The organism is Iningainema tapete BLCC-T55 (assembly GCF_014698965.1).
In the GTDB taxonomy this organism is placed as follows: Bacteria; Cyanobacteriota; Cyanobacteriia; order Cyanobacteriales; family Nostocaceae; genus Iningainema; species Iningainema tapete.
The window spans coordinates 194013-209820 of sequence record NZ_JACXAE010000098.1; the positions used below are offsets into that span (position 1 = coordinate 194013).

The following is a 15808-nucleotide window of genomic DNA, read 5'->3' on the forward strand; positions in this document are numbered from 1 at the left end:
AAAGGGAGTAATTTTGCTTTGAGGCTAGAAATTTATTTTTAGGTGGGTTTATTGAAGGTTATTTATATAGTACATTAGTACTATATAAATGTCAAGGCGTTATTACAGCATCCCACAAGTATGCATCGCCCCGCGTTCATTTGGTGCGTTACACTACGAAGGGCGCACCTTAAAAATTTGAGCTATGGAAACTACAAGTAATGTAGCTGTGACGGAAACTTCGCTGACGCCAGAGCAATATCGCAAAAAGATGCAGCGGCGCAAAGAGGTACAAGATGAGCGCATTGCTCAAGCGTCGCCAGAAAAAGGTTTAATAATTGTTAATACAGGTAACGGTAAGGGAAAAACTACTGCAGCATTGGGAATGGTGCTACGCTCCCTTGGCCATGGTTATAATGTAGCGATTATCCAGTTTATTAAGGGTGCTTGGGAACCTTCAGAAAAAAAGGTTTTCAGTCTTTGGCAAGATCAGTTAGAATTTCATGCTATGGGCGAAGGCTTTACTTGGGAAACTCAAGATCGCGATCGCGATACTGAAAAAGCTGTTGAAGCTTGGCACAAAGGATTGGAGTACATTTACAATCCTGACTTTAAACTAGTGCTGTTGGATGAAATCAATATTGCTCTAAAACTTGGCTACTTACAAATTGAAGCAGTTTTAGCTGGATTAGAGCAAAAACCTGCTGATAAGCATGTAATTTTAACTGGTAGAAACGCACCACCAGCATTAATTGCACGAGCTGACTTAGTGACAGAAATGAACTTAGTTAAACATCCTTTACGCGATCAAGGTATCAAAGCTCAACCCGGAATTGAGTTTTAATTATTTGGGACTTGTTTGCACTGCTGTAAAACATTACGGTCATTAGCAGGGATAGAATTTATCTGATTATACTCTTGTAATCTCACTGCGTGAGTGTAGTCAACTGGTTGATCGATATTGTTGACGACTGGCAATGTATTTTTGGTAGCTACGCGAATTGGGCTAACATCACCTGCAAAACCAGCAACGTTCATCGCCAATTGTCCTGAAGAGTTGAGTGTGCCTTTAAAACAATTAAGTTCAGAACTGGGGGAATACAAAGCTCCTATTATGTTGTTCTGTTGCTTCTCAAAAATTATATAGTCTCTACCAAACTGCCCTGGTTTTTGCGTTTGGCCATAGAGGTAGACACCGTTTCTACTTGGGAAGTTAAATTTTGCAGCTGGTGTTGCTTGTCTTGCTGATACTTGATTTTGAGTTATTAATGTATTTGTCGCTGTTGAATCTAAAGAATTCCTTTGTAACCAAGTGTAGGCTTGTACTTGATTAGTTGCCACTCTTTGCAATTCTACGTTGGGAACTGACTTCGCTATTGCTTTACGCAAACGCACTTGTTTAAAAGTGTTTTGGGTTGCTTCTGAGCCAAGTGCGCTACGCAAACGTTCTGCTTTTTCATCAGCTGAATTACGCTCTATCCAAGTATAAGTTTTTACTTGTTCGCCAGCGTTGTTTGTTGTCGCTGCACGCATAAAATCGATTTGATTACTTACTACCGGTTTAGCGCGATCAACTGCAAAAATACCGAGGATCAACAATAAACCAGCAAGGGGAAATCTCATTTGCTGAGGGGTAAGGAATTTTTGGATATGTTTGGGCATCCAACTTCTCCTGTAAAAAAATTTGCTCTTTCCGCTACATCACTACACCCTAACCGAGTACTTATTGATAAAGGCTCCATCGTAGGTTGGATTTATCTTGTCAATAAAAAACTCTGGAAACAAAAAATCAAGGAATTTCACACACTTTTTCTAGAGTACCATTGATGTCACTATTCGTGATTGGTAACTAAATTAAACTAATGTTTCTTTGACATATATGACTACACAAGACAGTTTCTCGATTTCGGATTAAACATAAAAAAACACCCCCATTCAACAGGAGGCGCTGCAATAAAGTTTCCATAAGACTTGAACCCCCCAATCCCCCTTAAGAAGGGGGGCATTAAAGCCCCCCGATCCTCGGGGGGTTGGGGGGTTCTTACCTCGCAATTAACTGGCGACGTATTCTTTGACATTGGCGCGACGGCGACGCAGATGAGCAAGGGCTTGATGCTCTAGCTGGCGTACACGTTCACGGCTCAAATTTAATCTTTCACCAACTTTTGCCAAAGACATTTCGTTGCCGTCTACTAAACCAAAGCGCAGTGCTAATACTTCTCTTTGTTGAGGAGTTAGTTCCGCAAGCAGGGTGTTCAAGTCTTGGCGCAAGAATTCTTGAGTCATGTAATGCTCTGGTGATGGACCATCATCTTCAAGCATTTCTTGCAACTCAGTATCTTGATTATCGCCGACTTTTACATCTAAGGAAACTGGCTGACGCGCCATGTTTAGGTATTCCCGGATCTGAGTTGGTTCAAGTTCGAGTTCTTGAGCGATTTCAGCAGGAGTAGGCGATCGCCCATACTTCTGTGCTAATTCGCGCTGTACTTTCTTGATTTTGTTCAGCTTCTCGGTAATATGAATTGGTAAGCGGATTGTTCGTCCTTGTTGAGCGATCGCTCTTGTGATCGCTTGACGAATCCACCAGTAAGCGTAGGTTGAGAACTTGTAGCCTCTTGTTGGATCGAATTTCTCTACACCACGTTCTAATCCTAGAGTTCCTTCTTGAATTAGATCGAGAAATTCCATGTTGCGCTTTTGGTATTTCTTGGCGATTGCTACTACCAAGCGCAAATTCGCTTCGATCATCTTTTGCTTAGCCCGCTTACCTTGCTGGACTGTTTTCTTCACATCTGTTTCATTCAAGTGAACATGCTCTGCCCACTCTTGTAATGATGCTTCGCGACGCAGTTTCTTTTCTAAAGCCTCTTTGGCTTCTACTAGCGTCATCATTTGTTGTACCTGCTTACCGTAGACAATTTCTTGTTCACGGGTTAGCAGTGGTACACGACCAATCTCGCGCAGATAGGTTCGCACCATATCAGCCGTGAATTTGGTGGTGGTGTTTTCAGCTTGGGCGTTGATGGTAGGCATTGGTGCGTTATCCTCTACTCCGAAAACAATACTAGATAAATTTAATAACTGGGGTGGATAGTTACTTGTAGTATGTATATTACATGATATAGATGACTATCAAAGATAATCGATTCATACAGAATTTGCAAAGACGATTAGTCTCCTACACAGGTTCCCTTTTTGACTTGATTAAGTCTATGACAAGCTTTCTAGGTTCCTTCGTGGGAATTATGTTCATCTTTAAGTCGCTGACAACGACTATTTTTATATGAAGTCAGTATGAGTTCTCTTTGTTTTATCTTACGACAAATCTGAGAAATAGTAAAGTAGTGTAGTTAAATCTTTTCATTATATGATACATTAATATATTTATTACAAGAATTGGGAAATATTTTTCAACTCTCATATATCTATAGTGACGGCAAACACCCTAGATAAGTCGTCTGCCATTAGCCGGATTACCGTACTAATTAGATTCTTATCAGGGACGGATGTCACGAATCATGGAAATTGGGAATTTGTCTTCGCCGATGAGTAGTTAATAAGTTTCACTTCCAACCATCACCATTCTTACGAAAGCTTCCTAGCGCAACCTGATTGCTCTTCGACTCTGTAGGAAGTATGAATCATTAAAATCATTATATCACAGTTTAGAAATTAAGGAGATAGGAATTGTAGAGACGTTCCATGGTCCGGTAGAGACGCTCCGCCGGAGCGTCTCTACTCTAAAATCCCAAATCGGCTTTGGCAAGTTCAGCAGCGGCAAAAACTTCTGCGTCTGGCTTTTCTTCCCAAACAGTTTCGCCAATTTCTGCGTAAAAAGTTGTATCATAAGGACGAGTACGTACTACCACTGGCATAGGTACAGCGTGACCAAGAATCAAAGCTTGTTGCTTCGAGTCTAACTTTGCCAATACAGAACGTAAACCGCTAGCACCAGATACCCCTGTGAAAATCGCGTCAATATCTTTTTCATCATTCAATAAAGCTGTGACACGGGTACCGATTTGAGACATAACTTCATTATCTATACCTGATGGGCGTTGATCGACTACTAGGAGCGTAACAAAGTACTTACGCATTTCCCGGGCGATCGTTCCAAATATGGTACTTTGGACTACAGCAGGATCGAGGAAGCGGTGTGCTTCCTCAATCGTAATCATTAACTGTGTTGGTTTGTCACAAACATTTTTCGACTGCAAAAACTTTTCTGCCTTGCTCACATAATGTTGGTGAATTCGGCGGGTAATCATATTTGTTACCAACATATAAGAAAGCATATCTGACTGAGAGCCGAATTCGACAACAACATTCTTACCAGCTTCAATCGAGCGCAAAATTTGATTAACGTAGTTATGCGGACAAGCCGCTCGCATATACTTTAAATTATCCAAACGCAGAAGTTTACGCTGTAAAGCGGTAATTGAACCTTGGTGTCCCCGTTTCTCTTCACAAAACGTCTTGATTTCCTCATTAGTCATATTGATTAATTGGAGAATCCAAGATTTACCATACTCAGCGCAAAGAATATTGGCGTTATCTATACTAGCGTCAGAAAGTCCTAGATCTCGACTGCATAACTTGATATCTTCAACTTCAATTTGGTCATAACTAAGGTAAAGTTCTTGAGCATGAGGTACTCCTCGACGTTTGGTAGATTCTGGATCGAGGGTGTAGACTTCGACTTGACTCGGAAATAGCTGCTTTAAGCCTTTAACAGTACTAAATTGTTTACCTTCAGAGACAGCTTCCCAGCCATACTCAGAGTGCATATCAAAAATCAAATTCACCGCTGCATTTTTGCGGATTGTTCCTGCTAAAAGTAACCGGGTGAGAAAAGATTTACCAGTACCAGATTTACCAAAAACACCGTTACTGCGCTCGACAAAACGGTTTAAATCGATGCATACTGGTACATCCATATCTAATGGTTTACCGATGGAAAAATTTTTCCTTTGGATGTCGTCTTCCCAACCAAATACACGGCGAAAGTCTTCCACGGAAGCGTCGTAAACTTGGCTAAAGTGGCTGGGAATTGTTTTCACTGGTAATAGTTCCATCGTTGTGCTGGTTTGGGGTTGAAATGATGCCAAACCTGTAGACGACGATGGCACGAAAGGATTTACTGATTTGCCATTTGTGGATGAGAACGATTCATCTGATTCGGGAGTAAACATCAACATAGGCGCGAGATTTATCATACCGTATGTACCACTCCCTGCTAAAACTTCTCGCAAAAAGGTGTCTTCCCAACTTGGAGGATTGGCGATGATTCTTTGGTTAGCAGTTCCTAACGCGACATCTGTTAACATACAGAAAAAACGCGATCGCACCCCTTGTACGACGAGAAACTTTCCCACCCGCATATCTTCAACTGAAATATCAGGGTGTAATCGTACTTCTAATCCTCCTGTGAGAGAGCCTTGAATTACCGATCCTAATGGAACGTCAGAATTCATGTTATTAATTACATAATCATATTTTTATTTTATGATGAATTTTCTGTGTAAATTACGTATTTTGTACGGAAAAATTCGTAGAGACGCGAAATTTCGCGTCTCTACGAAATTTGGCGTGGTGAAATTAGTTATTCAATATTGATTGAGGTGGGGGAAGTGCCAAAGTTGCTTGTGGGAATTAATGGTTTGCGAAATTGGGCATAAAGGCGATCGCGCCAAGCGAAGAATGGTTCGTAAACTGGATTATCAGCTAATCCTGGTACTCCTTTACCTTGTAGGGTGGGTGGGATATCAAGATAGGAAGCTGTAGGAAATTTGAGTAGGATGGATAATCCAGCTACTGCTAAATCAGCCAGAGTCGGTTCATCTCCTACTAAATAAGGACTATCTGCCAACAGCAGTGTTAGTGCTTCTAAATCTTGTTTAAGATCGGCGATCGCACTACGTACTACATCTGGAGTATAACCAACACCAAAACCTAACAGCTTCAAAAAGTCATTAGGTACTCCCTCTACCAAAGTTTTCAGTACATCTGGCGTTGCTGTTGGTAACAGTGATTTGCGAAAATACTGATTTTGACTAATTGCCGAAAACAGTGCTTTGCGCCCTTTGATGCCGATTGACTCATCTGCCCATTCTTCTATTAATAAGCATAATCCCCGTTGCTTGCTATCTTTTGGAATCAATGGTCTTTGGGGATAATGTATTTCTAAGTACTGTGCTATTTCAGTAGAATCAGCTATGTAGCGATTACCATCTTTCAGCACTGGTACTTGACGCTGACCTGTGAGTCGGAACAGTTCCACTTGTCCAATTCCGGGCGTAACCTCGATTTTGCGGTATTCTAGTCCTTTATAATCGAGAATCAAGCGCACTTTTTCTGAGTATTGAGATAGTTCAAATTGGTACAATTCCAACATTGTGCAGTTCCTACCACTGGTTCAATTTGCGATGATACATCTACGATTTTATCTCTCAAACACAAGCCCGACTTCGTAAAATTTGTCGAGCTTCTTCAGCAAGAGGAGTGTATTATAATCAAAAAAATCAAAATTTCCAGAAAATTTAAGCATACTGACTAAAATATATTGAAGATAGAAAATTATACTTATCCTATTTAGTTAGAATTTGTGCATACCAAAATGTTATAAGTCTTTATGTAATGTGTGGAAAATAAAGCCAAATAAAATTTATGAAGGGTGAATACAACAACCTGCTGAATAAGTTTGCTGGCATAGTGGGAGTAGCGGGCGCGAGTCTGCTGATTAGTATGCCAATTCAGGCAAACGTTGCTACTAACAACCCTAGTCAGAACGTTTTAGTAAACCAATACAACTTGAGTCAGGCAACTAAGGCTAGTCCCAAAAAATCTCAACAGAAGGTAGCTCAAAACCGGGGAGGTGTACTCAATCCTAGCCCAAGTATTTTCAACGAGCCTCCTTATAATGGTCGTAGTCGTACTGCACCTGGTACTACTCCTCCACCATCTACTACCCCACCAGGAACAGAAGAACCAACTCCAACACCTCCAACTACTCCACCAGGAGCAACCACTGGTCAAGGTGATATTATTGCGATCGCACAAGCAAATGGTCAATTTACAAAGCTCACAGAAGCTTTGAAAGCAGCTGGGTTGATAGAAACTTTGCAAGGCAAAGGTCCTTTCACTGTATTCGCACCGACTGATGCCGCCTTCGCCGAACTACCACAAGACGCTGTGCAAGATTTATTGAAGCCAGAGAATAGAGAAGTATTACTGAAGATTTTGACTTACCACGTAGTACCTCGTCAGGTGCTATCGAGTGAGTTGAAGTCTGGCGAAGTAAAAAGCGTTGAAGGTGGTCCTATTAGCGTTAAGGTTGATGGTAAAAAAGGCGTAATGGTGAATGACGCTAAAGTAGTTAAGGCTGATGTCAAAGCCACTAATGGTGTAATCCATGTCATCGATAAAGTGATTTTGCCTCCTGATTTGTAGATAGTTAATGGCTAATTGTTAATTGTTAATTGCTATTAGCCATTAGCCATTAACCATTAGCCTTACTCTACTTCCGGGTATAACGATGCTTTACTCCTATGGGGAAGTACTCCGGATCGCCAGTAGCAGCTAGTGCAACAACGGGGAGTTGATATTCTTTGGGAACATAGTTAGCAAATTCACTATTGAGACGTTTGAGTTGTTCAAGTATAGAAGCTGTGATAGCTTGCCTTTTTTCTTCACTCTTTTCTACTCCTGGTGCTAACTCTACAACTACAGACAAAAAACGATTCTTATCGATATCTTCCTGCACTTGTAAAACAAATTTGCCCGTCACCCATTCTTTAATTACAGGTTGTTCTAGTCCCACTGTCACATTCTCTGGATAAATATTCGCGCCAAAGTAAGAAACTGTAAAATTAGAGCGTCCAAAAACATAGACAAAAGGCAACTCACGAATACTCCCATTCCTGTGTTCTCCCACTTCCCTGCTCCCCCACTCCCCGGTGAGCGCTGAAAGCGGATCAAACCCCCATTCGTCTAAAAACTGGTTCATGGCTTCGTAGCTAATGATCCCGCCAGTATCCAAGATGTTATAACGCACTAAAGGGATGCCATTATCTCCAGAAAATAGCAAAGTGCCATCTTGAACTTCAAAAAAGCGACTGTTGGGGTCATACTGTACTAGTGTAGGTAAACGGGATTCACCAAATAAACTACGTGCGGCTTGGGGATTTTGAGCTAAAAAACGGCGAATACAAATACTTAAGGGTGTTTCATTACCTAAGACTCCTGCATCGGCAGTACCATAAAGTGATGCTGCGTAACAAGGGTTATGCGTACCTAATCTTTCTCCAACTAAAGTGCGCCATTCTTCGCTAAAAACTTCTCCTGCCATTACTAATTTGATTTGATACTGTTGCCATTCAATCCCACGGGCAATACCAGTGTCAATTATATCTTTAAGAAATGGTGGATACCCTAACAGTACAACTTGATCGAACGCTGTACCAAGTTCTTGTACTACCCGAAAGATTTCTTCTTTATTAGTACCAGGGGTAATTACGGTGATGGGATAACCTTTACTGTTAAGATAGCGACAGCAGTTAGTTGTGAACATCCCACCTACCCAAGTTCCTAAGGAAAAGCAAATTACAGCTAAAGTCCTTTTGTTATGGGCAGAAAAACTGTCGTGAAATATCTGCTCAAACCGTGTAGCAATTTGCATCTCATCAGCAAAAAAACGAGGCCAAAATGTGGGTTTTCCTGTGGAACCAGAGGAAACAGCAATCATATCACAGGTTTCTAGCTTTCCTCCTCTACATAATTCACCTAAAGAATGACGCTGTAGGTAATTTTCTTTTGTCAGTGGAGGTAGTTTTTGGAAGTCCGCTAAGGTTTGGATGGAGTTAGGCTTTATACCTTGTTGTACTAGAAAAGTTTTATACGCTGGTACAGTAGCAGCTACATCGTGAAATAAAGCTAAAGCTGCTGATTCTGGTTGAGTGTGGAGATGGCTTTTTAAAAGTGTTTCTAGCGGGGTAGTTAAAAACTTTTGAAATGCGGCGAGCGCACGTTGCTGTTGTGATTCGGATTTCATGACTCTTTTTGCCAGGAATGATTCCGATTTCCATCCTAATGTAGAACTGGTTCACAAACAGAAATAGGTTCGATGATTTTTGCTAACATCAAATCGCTAGTTAAGACACCGATTAAACTTTGATCCCCATCCTGAAATAGTGGAATTGAATACGTTGTTAGTAGCAGGCTCTCACCAGATCTACCAAAATCAAAATATGGTACGCTCCAAAGTGCTTTTTTCTGGTTTACAGGAACTTCGTACCAAATTGCAGTTGTGTAATCAATACTCTGGGCAATATCTTTGTATTCCATCCCATTGTCACCTCGATATACGAAAGGTGACATCTTGAAAATCTTTGGTGAAAAAGCAAATGCAGCGCCAAAGATGAGAGGCTGATGATTCAGGTAATTTATTAACTTGCAGAAAATAGAATCGATGTTTGCGGGGTTGGGAGCAAAATTTTTTGCCAATTCCTCTAGGGCTGTTTCAATTTCAGCCCTGTTTTTTGCGGTAATTTTCTTACTCATGAAGGATTTCTCCGACGGTAGTTGCAGCACCTAGTAATCACCTTGATCTTCTTGACATTTTCCGTACAGCTCATCTCCCTTGATTTTAGGCGGTTGGTGTTAAACTAACATATCCTCATTTTGCTGTAAAACCATTGATTTTTTTAGCTTAACAAGATTTTACAATTCAAACCAAATTTGTTAATGCTCAACTATAACATTTTGAATTGATATGAGCAACGGACAAAAGTAGTATATTCTTGAGCAGAAAACCTCCTCTACCACTGTTTGTTTAAGTGATAATATGTTTGGAAATTAATCTTTGGTTAAAAATTAATTTAATCACCTACTTTTCTTACTTTTATAATGGCGATCGCTGATTGTACACGTGTGGAGACGTTCCGCCGGAACGTCTCTACATCTAATCTGTCAAATCTGAACAGGGGGTAGCGGATTTGCGTAACCCCTACTTCTCACATTGTAGTCAATCATAAAAACCATACTTTATCCTTGGGCGCTATGCACGTCTATTGCAGTAAACAACACGCAAATAAAGAAAGTAACCGCTTTTGTATTCAGTGCGGAGAACCCTTACCTCTTCCTATAGGGCAGATGGTGGAGAATCGCTATCGAATTATACGTCTACTGGGACAAGGTGGTTTTGGACGCACTTATTTAGCTGTTGACACGAAACAATCCGATCAAAAGTGCGTGCTGAAGGAATTTGCGCCCCAAGTAGACAAGCCGGAGGATTTAAAAAAAGCTAAAGAACTGTTTGAACGAGAAGCTAGTGTGCTCAGAAAACTTCAACATGAGCAAATACCACGTTTTCATTCGTGGTTGCAACAAAAGGTGGGGAATAAAGATTTTTTCTTTTTAGTGCAAGAGTATGTGGAAGGTGAGAATTACTGGGATTTGTTGCTGAAGCGATTGACTCAACAGGGAAAAAGCTTTAGCGAGGAGGAAGTAATCAAGTTACTTGAGCAAATTCTGCCGGTGCTTTCTTACATCCACTCACTGGATGTGATTCACCGCGATATTTCTCCTGATAATTTGATGTTACGCTACCCCCACCCCCCCTCAACCCCCCCTTCTCAAGGGGGGGCTTGGGGGGGTATGCCAGTACTAATTGATTTTGGCGGTGTGAAGCAATTACCAGCATCTCAGGGTTTTTGGTTTACCCGTTTGGCGGGAAATCGGACTTTGTTAGGTAAAAAAGGCTATGCACCAGAAGAGCAACTACGACAGGGAAAAGCATTTCCTTGTAGCGATTTGTACTCTTTGGCTGTGACTGCGTTGGTGTTGTTGACGGGAAAGGAACCACAACATTTGTATGATAGCTATCAGGGAAGTTGGGGCTGGGGAAAGTCCATTAAAGTTAGCGCAAAACTGGAAGCGATTCTGCAAAAAATGCTGGCGTATAAACCAAGCGATCGCTATCAAAGAGCCGACCAAGTTCTCAACGATTTGCGATCGTCTACTCCTGCTCAACCTGTCAACAAGAACGTCAGTAAGATTAGGACTATGATAGTTGCTCCTGGAAAACGAGTCAATGCTGTTGCCAGTCAAATGCAAAACCGTACAGTGGCAATATCTCAAGCTATTCCTTTACCGATTTGGCTTCGTCCTTTTGCTTGGAGTCTGGCTGGTACAACGGCTGTTATTCTCACTTTTGCTGGTACTTGGGCTGTAGTTAATGCTCTGGTTGGTACTGTATCTTCGATTAAATTTCCTAGTATTTCTTTACCCAAAAGCCAGGAGAAACCAGATTCTGCTCGCCAACCTTTAAATAATCAAGAAACAAGTCGCATCAGTCAACTTATTAGTCGTCGGCAACAATTAGAAATTTCTGACACTTTCTTTAATGTGATAGTTAACGACATTTTTTATACTAAAAATCCAGAATTACAAGGTCGTAGTCTGACAGGAAGCCGAGAAGATGAAGCTTTCAGGAAGGAATGGTTCAATACTGCCGATGATTTATTGAATAAAATAGAACAAGCAAAATTAAGTACAGCAACACGCCGTAAAATGGGGAGTTATGGTCCTAGAGATTACGAAACTTGGAGACAGCAAGCGCAAGCAGGAGAGTTAGGTAACTATACAGTTATTAAATTAAACAAAGAAACAAATGAAAAATTTGACCGACTATTTCCTGGTGAAAGACGTGGAAAACTGAAACAACAGACGTTTGGTCAAATTTGGTATGCGATCGCCGCCGATAGAGTGAGTAAAATAGAATCCGCTAGGTAGAGCATATGAATTCTATTTATTGTTCAAAAGGACACCAAAATCCCCGTGAGAGTCAGTATTGTCGTCATTGCGGTGAAAAGTTGGATCTTCCAGTGAGTAAAGGTATCCAACCAGGACAAATTTTGGTGGAACGTTATGTGCTGGTGCGTCAATTAGGACAAGGCGGTTTTGGACGCACTTATTTAGCTGAAGATCTTAATCGCTTTCGTGAACTTTGTGTTTTAAAAGAGTTTTCTCCGCAAGTTCAAACTCCTTACGTTTTACAAAAAGCTGAAGAACTGTTTCAAAGAGAAGCAAGTGTTCTTTATCAACTACAACATCCGCAAATTCCTAGATTTCGAGAACTGTTTCGGAGCAACTTAAATGGCAAAGAGTATCTGTTTCTAGTGCAAGACTACGTAGAAGGAGAAAATTACAGCTCATTGTTAAATGTTCGCAAACAGCAGGGTTTGCGGTTCACTGAGGCGGAAGTCACTCAAATATTGCAGCAAATTTTACCTGTGTTGGAGTATATTCACTCTTTGGGAGTGATTCACCGTGACATTTCCCCCGATAACTTAATTCTACGCAACCCCCCCTCAACCCCCTCTTCACAAGGCAAACCCCCCCAAGCCCCCCCTTCACAAGGGGGGGAACGGGGGGGTGTACCAGTACTAATTGATTTTGGTGGTGTTAAACAAGTAGTGGCAACTGTTGCTTCTCAGTATTATCAACCTGGTGCAGCGATGACGCCATCACCAACTCTACTGGGTAAGGTGGGGTACGCTCCTCCAGAACAAATGCAGACTGGGTTAGTAGAGCCGCACAGCGATTTGTATGCTTTGGCAGCAACAGCTTTAGTTTTGCTTACAGGTAAACAACCGCAAGAATTAATTGATACGCAAAGTCTTATTTGGCAATGGCGAAGGGAAATTAATTTGAGTCCTACTTTGGCATCGGTGTTGGATAAAATGCTATCACCAGTACCAAGAGAACGCTACCAAAGTGCTAGTCAAGTTTTGCAAGCTCTCAATCCAGTTTCTCCGATTGCCCCTACTCAGTATCCTAGTACACCTACGGTAGGGTATACGCAGGGAACTGTGGCTGTGTCTCCGTCTCCTCCTTCCAATACCCCCATATCTGTGCAGACGCCCCCGATGCAGACGCCCCACCGGGGCGTCTCTACGGGACAAATTTTGTTGGTGACTATGATATTGACTGTTGCTGGTGGTTTGGGTTTGTGGGGAGCAAATAGTTGGATACAATCGCGCTCGGAGCGGCTTGGTGTGAATAATCCTACACCTGAAAATACACAAAAGCCAGATAATAATTTGCCGAGCGATCCTTTGGCGAAATATTCAGCCCAAGAAAGACAGCGTAAACTTAGATTAAGCGATCGCCGTCAACAGTTGGGGATTGATGAAAGTTACTATATTAAAGTGGTGAATCAAATTTTCTGGGACAAAAATCCTAGTTTACGAGGACGCACTTTGAGTGATAGTCCTGAAGATGAGAGTTTCCGCGCACAATGGGATAAAATTGCTGCCGAATTTCTCGAAAAGACAACGCTACTGAGTTCAAATGCACGCAGACAATTAGGTACTTATACAGGAGCAGAACGCGATCGCTGGAAGGTGGAAGTCAACCAACTCAATGTTGGTAGTCGTTCTTTATATGATTTAGCTGATGCTGCGTTTTATCTGCAATTTCCCGAACAAAGAGGTAAAGATTTTCTTGAGCAACCAATTGGACAAGTGTGGCACGGGTTTGCTGCTGATAAACTTAATGCCATCCTTGCTGGTAGCGCTTTCCAGAAAATTATCTTTGCAGAAGGTGCAACAAGCAAAACAGTTAGTGGTACGCTCAAAAGAACAGAAGGGAAAGTTTTCATCGCGGAGCTTACCCAAAATCAAATCTTGGATGTGAAATTACAAGCTAGTCCCAGAGTTTTGCTGTCAGTTTATTCTCCCTCTGGAAAAACTAAATTTTTGCAAGATTCTCGGCAACGTAGTTTGTCAGTTACTTTACCAGAAGACGGATTTTATGAATTTGTTGTCGTCTCTACAGCATCAGCGCCACAAGACTACCAGCTAAGTATAACAGCAGAAAATCCTGCACCACTACCAACGCCTACACCAACTCCCAGCGAAACTGTTACACCCACACCTACATTTACACTTACACCTACGCCTACACCCACTGCTACAACTACACCTACACTTACACCTACACTTACACCTACACCTACAGTAACGCCCTAGTATCATCGTAGAGACGTTCCGGCGGAACGTCTCTAAAGTATCAATTAGTACTAAGCGTCATTTAAGGCAGCGATACCGGGTAGTACTTTGCCTTCAAGTAACTCTAAGCTAGCACCACCACCAGTAGAAATGTGGCTCATTTGCTCGGCTAAGCCGACTTTCTCCACAGCCGCTACTGAGTCACCACCACCAATGATGGTAGTAGCACCTGTTTTGCCGATTTCTGCTAAAGTGTGAGCGATCGCTTCAGTACCTACAGCAAACTTATCAAATTCAAACACACCCATTGGACCATTCCAAATCACCGTCTTGCAATCAGCAAGAGCTTCTTGGAATACTTTAACTGAATCAGGACCAATATCCAAACCCATCCAATCATCGGGAATGTTCTCAATACTAACAGTTTGAGAGTTAGCATCAGCAGCAAATTTATCTGCCACAACTACATCTGTAGGTAGTAGTAAAGTAACACCACGTTCCTTTGCCTTAGCTTCCAAAGACTTCGCCAATTCCAGCTTGTCTTCTTCCACCAGCGACTTACCAACTTTTAAACCACGGGCTTTGTAGAAAGTGAAAATCATCCCACCGCCCAACAGTAGCTTGTCGCACTTTTCCAGTAAGGTTTCAATTACACCAATCTTACTAGAAACTTTGGAACCACCGATAATTGCTGCCAAAGGACGTTGGGGATTTTCGATCGCACTTTGCAGATACTGCAATTCTTTTTCAATCAAATATCCACCAACCGAGGGACTTAGGTAATGAGTCACACCTTCAGTAGATGCGTGAGCGCGGTGTGCTGTGCCAAAAGCGTCATTTACATACAAATCGGCATTTGCTGCTAGTTTTTTCGCAAATTCTGGATCGTTTTGCTCTTCCTCCTTGTAAAAACGGACATTTTCCAGTAACAGCACTTGCCCATTTTGTAAAGCCCCTACTTTAGCGGCAACATCATCACCGATAGAGTCATTGGTTTTAACGACTTCTTGCCCCAATAACTCAGAGAGGCGCTTGGCAACTGGAGTTAAGCGCAGTTTTTCATCTACACCCTTAGGACGCCCAAAATGGCTAACTAAAATTACCTTAGCTCCCTTCTGAATTAGATCTTGGATAGTTGGTAAAGCAGCGCGGATGCGAGTATCATCTGTAATGTTGCCGCTCTTATCATCTACTGGTACGTTAAAATCAACTCGTACCAGGGCGCGTTTACCAGACAAGTCTGCTGCAGATAAATTTGCTAAAGTTTTCTTTGGCACGGCACGAACCTCCTGATTGCCTTTTTGTTATTTTTTGATTAGTAGATACATCCAGATTTTACCGAGTCGTGGGTGCGCAAGTGAATGATTATGTTTAAAACAGTTCTATTTCCAATCGATCAAAGTCGCGAAGCACGGGAAGCTGCCGATGTGGTAGCTAATGTGGTGCAAAAGTATGGTAGCCGATTAATACTACTGAGTGTTGTCGAGGAACCCGCTCCCGATGCACCGAGTACAGAAACGATGACATCACCAGAAGCCGTTGCCCAACTTCTGGAAAATGCTAAATCTCTATTTGCTCAACAAGGAATACAAGCCGAAAGCATAGAAAGGGAAGGCAAACCCGCCTTTACCATCTGTGATGTAGCAGATGAAATCGATGCCGATTTAATCGTTATGGGTTGTCGGGGACTAGGCTTAACTGAAGAAGGGGCAAGTGATAGCGTTACCTCTCGCGTTATCAACCTTTCTCCCTGCCCAGTGCTAGTAGTTCCCTAAAAAGTCATGAATCCTTTACCCGTAGGGTGCGTTAACGCAGTG

The 15808-nt window shown here is 41.9% G+C and carries 12 protein-coding genes; 5 read left to right on the top strand and 7 right to left on the bottom strand.

The window, feature by feature from the left end:
- Positions 1-184 precede the first annotated feature (184 nt).
- On the top strand, positions 185-823 hold the full coding sequence (gene cobO, locus ICL16_RS32875) for a cob(I)yrinic acid a,c-diamide adenosyltransferase (protein ID WP_190835774.1): 639 nt from the start codon (positions 185-187) through the stop codon (positions 821-823).
- Here the strand turns inward: cobO and ICL16_RS32880 are convergent.
- The 4 genes from ICL16_RS32880 to ICL16_RS32895 all read right to left on the bottom strand — a co-directional run bounded on the left by ICL16_RS32880 (position 820) and on the right by ICL16_RS32895 (position 6376).
- On the bottom strand, positions 820-1641 hold the full coding sequence (locus ICL16_RS32880; RefSeq protein WP_190835775.1) for a hypothetical protein: 822 nt from the start codon (positions 1639-1641) through the stop codon (positions 820-822). The genes cobO and ICL16_RS32880 overlap by 4 nt on opposite strands.
- Positions 1642-2031: 390 nt before the next feature.
- A complete protein-coding gene (locus ICL16_RS32885) occupies positions 2032-3015 on the bottom strand; it encodes an RNA polymerase sigma factor, RpoD/SigA family (RefSeq protein WP_190835776.1) in 984 nt (327 codons plus the stop codon).
- Between the two features lie 707 nt (positions 3016-3722).
- Positions 3723-5456, bottom strand: a complete 1734-nt coding sequence (locus ICL16_RS32890; RefSeq protein ID WP_190835777.1) for a helicase HerA domain-containing protein — start codon at positions 5454-5456, stop codon at positions 3723-3725.
- Between the two features lie 128 nt (positions 5457-5584).
- Entirely contained in the window at positions 5585-6376 is a 792-nt protein-coding gene (locus ICL16_RS32895; RefSeq protein WP_190835778.1) for a glutathione S-transferase family protein, read from the bottom strand.
- A 272-nt stretch (positions 6377-6648) separates the two neighbouring features.
- Between ICL16_RS32895 and ICL16_RS32900 the strand changes: the two genes are divergently transcribed.
- A complete protein-coding gene (locus ICL16_RS32900; protein WP_190835779.1) occupies positions 6649-7431 on the top strand; it encodes a fasciclin domain-containing protein in 783 nt (260 codons plus the stop codon).
- Positions 7432-7498: 67 nt separating this feature from the next.
- On the opposite strand, the gene ICL16_RS32905 is transcribed toward ICL16_RS32900, so the two are convergent.
- Both ICL16_RS32905 and ICL16_RS32910 read right to left on the bottom strand, forming a co-directional pair.
- Positions 7499-9031 (bottom strand): phenylacetate--CoA ligase family protein, encoded by a 1533-nt coding sequence (locus ICL16_RS32905; protein ID WP_190835780.1) that lies wholly within the window; start codon positions 9029-9031, stop codon positions 7499-7501.
- 35 nt (positions 9032-9066) lie between these two features.
- Positions 9067-9540 (bottom strand): cache domain-containing protein, encoded by a 474-nt coding sequence (locus tag ICL16_RS32910; protein WP_190835781.1) that lies wholly within the window; start codon positions 9538-9540, stop codon positions 9067-9069.
- 498 nt (positions 9541-10038) lie between these two features.
- On the opposite strand from ICL16_RS32910, the gene ICL16_RS32915 reads away from it, so the two are divergent.
- Positions 10039-11772, top strand: a complete 1734-nt coding sequence (locus ICL16_RS32915) for a serine/threonine-protein kinase (RefSeq protein ID WP_190835782.1) — start codon at positions 10039-10041, stop codon at positions 11770-11772.
- A gap of 5 nt (positions 11773-11777) precedes the next feature.
- On the top strand, positions 11778-14012 hold the full coding sequence (locus ICL16_RS32920) for a serine/threonine-protein kinase (RefSeq protein WP_190835783.1): 2235 nt from the start codon (positions 11778-11780) through the stop codon (positions 14010-14012).
- A gap of 50 nt (positions 14013-14062) precedes the next feature.
- On the opposite strand, the gene ICL16_RS32925 is transcribed toward ICL16_RS32920, so the two are convergent.
- Entirely contained in the window at positions 14063-15268 is a 1206-nt protein-coding gene (locus ICL16_RS32925) for a phosphoglycerate kinase (protein WP_190835784.1), read from the bottom strand.
- Between the two features lie 90 nt (positions 15269-15358).
- Between ICL16_RS32925 and ICL16_RS32930 the strand changes: the two genes are divergently transcribed.
- Positions 15359-15766 carry a universal stress protein gene (locus ICL16_RS32930; protein ID WP_190835785.1) on the top strand — a complete coding sequence of 136 codons (408 nt, stop codon included), beginning with the start codon at positions 15359-15361 and terminating at the stop codon, positions 15764-15766.
- Positions 15767-15808 lie beyond the last annotated feature (42 nt).

Bases quoted from the DNA above. Each gene is read 5' to 3' on its own strand.
- cobO (WP_190835774.1), top strand. From the start codon at position 185: ATGGAAACTACAAGTAATGTAGCTGTGACGGAAACTTCGCTGACGCCA.
- ICL16_RS32880 (WP_190835775.1), bottom strand. From the start codon at position 1,641: ATGCCCAAACATATCCAAAAATTCCTTACCCCTCAGCAAATGAGATTT.
- ICL16_RS32885 (WP_190835776.1), bottom strand. From the start codon at position 3,015: ATGCCTACCATCAACGCCCAAGCTGAAAACACCACCACCAAATTCACG.
- ICL16_RS32890 (WP_190835777.1), bottom strand. From the start codon at position 5,456: ATGAATTCTGACGTTCCATTAGGATCGGTAATTCAAGGCTCTCTCACA.
- ICL16_RS32895 (WP_190835778.1), bottom strand. From the start codon at position 6,376: ATGTTGGAATTGTACCAATTTGAACTATCTCAATACTCAGAAAAAGTG.
- ICL16_RS32900 (WP_190835779.1), top strand. From the start codon at position 6,649: ATGAAGGGTGAATACAACAACCTGCTGAATAAGTTTGCTGGCATAGTG.
- ICL16_RS32905 (WP_190835780.1), bottom strand. From the start codon at position 9,031: ATGAAATCCGAATCACAACAGCAACGTGCGCTCGCCGCATTTCAAAAG.
- ICL16_RS32910 (WP_190835781.1), bottom strand. From the start codon at position 9,540: ATGAGTAAGAAAATTACCGCAAAAAACAGGGCTGAAATTGAAACAGCC.
- ICL16_RS32915 (WP_190835782.1), top strand. From the start codon at position 10,039: ATGCACGTCTATTGCAGTAAACAACACGCAAATAAAGAAAGTAACCGC.
- ICL16_RS32920 (WP_190835783.1), top strand. From the start codon at position 11,778: ATGAATTCTATTTATTGTTCAAAAGGACACCAAAATCCCCGTGAGAGT.
- ICL16_RS32930 (WP_190835785.1), top strand. From the start codon at position 15,359: ATGTTTAAAACAGTTCTATTTCCAATCGATCAAAGTCGCGAAGCACGG.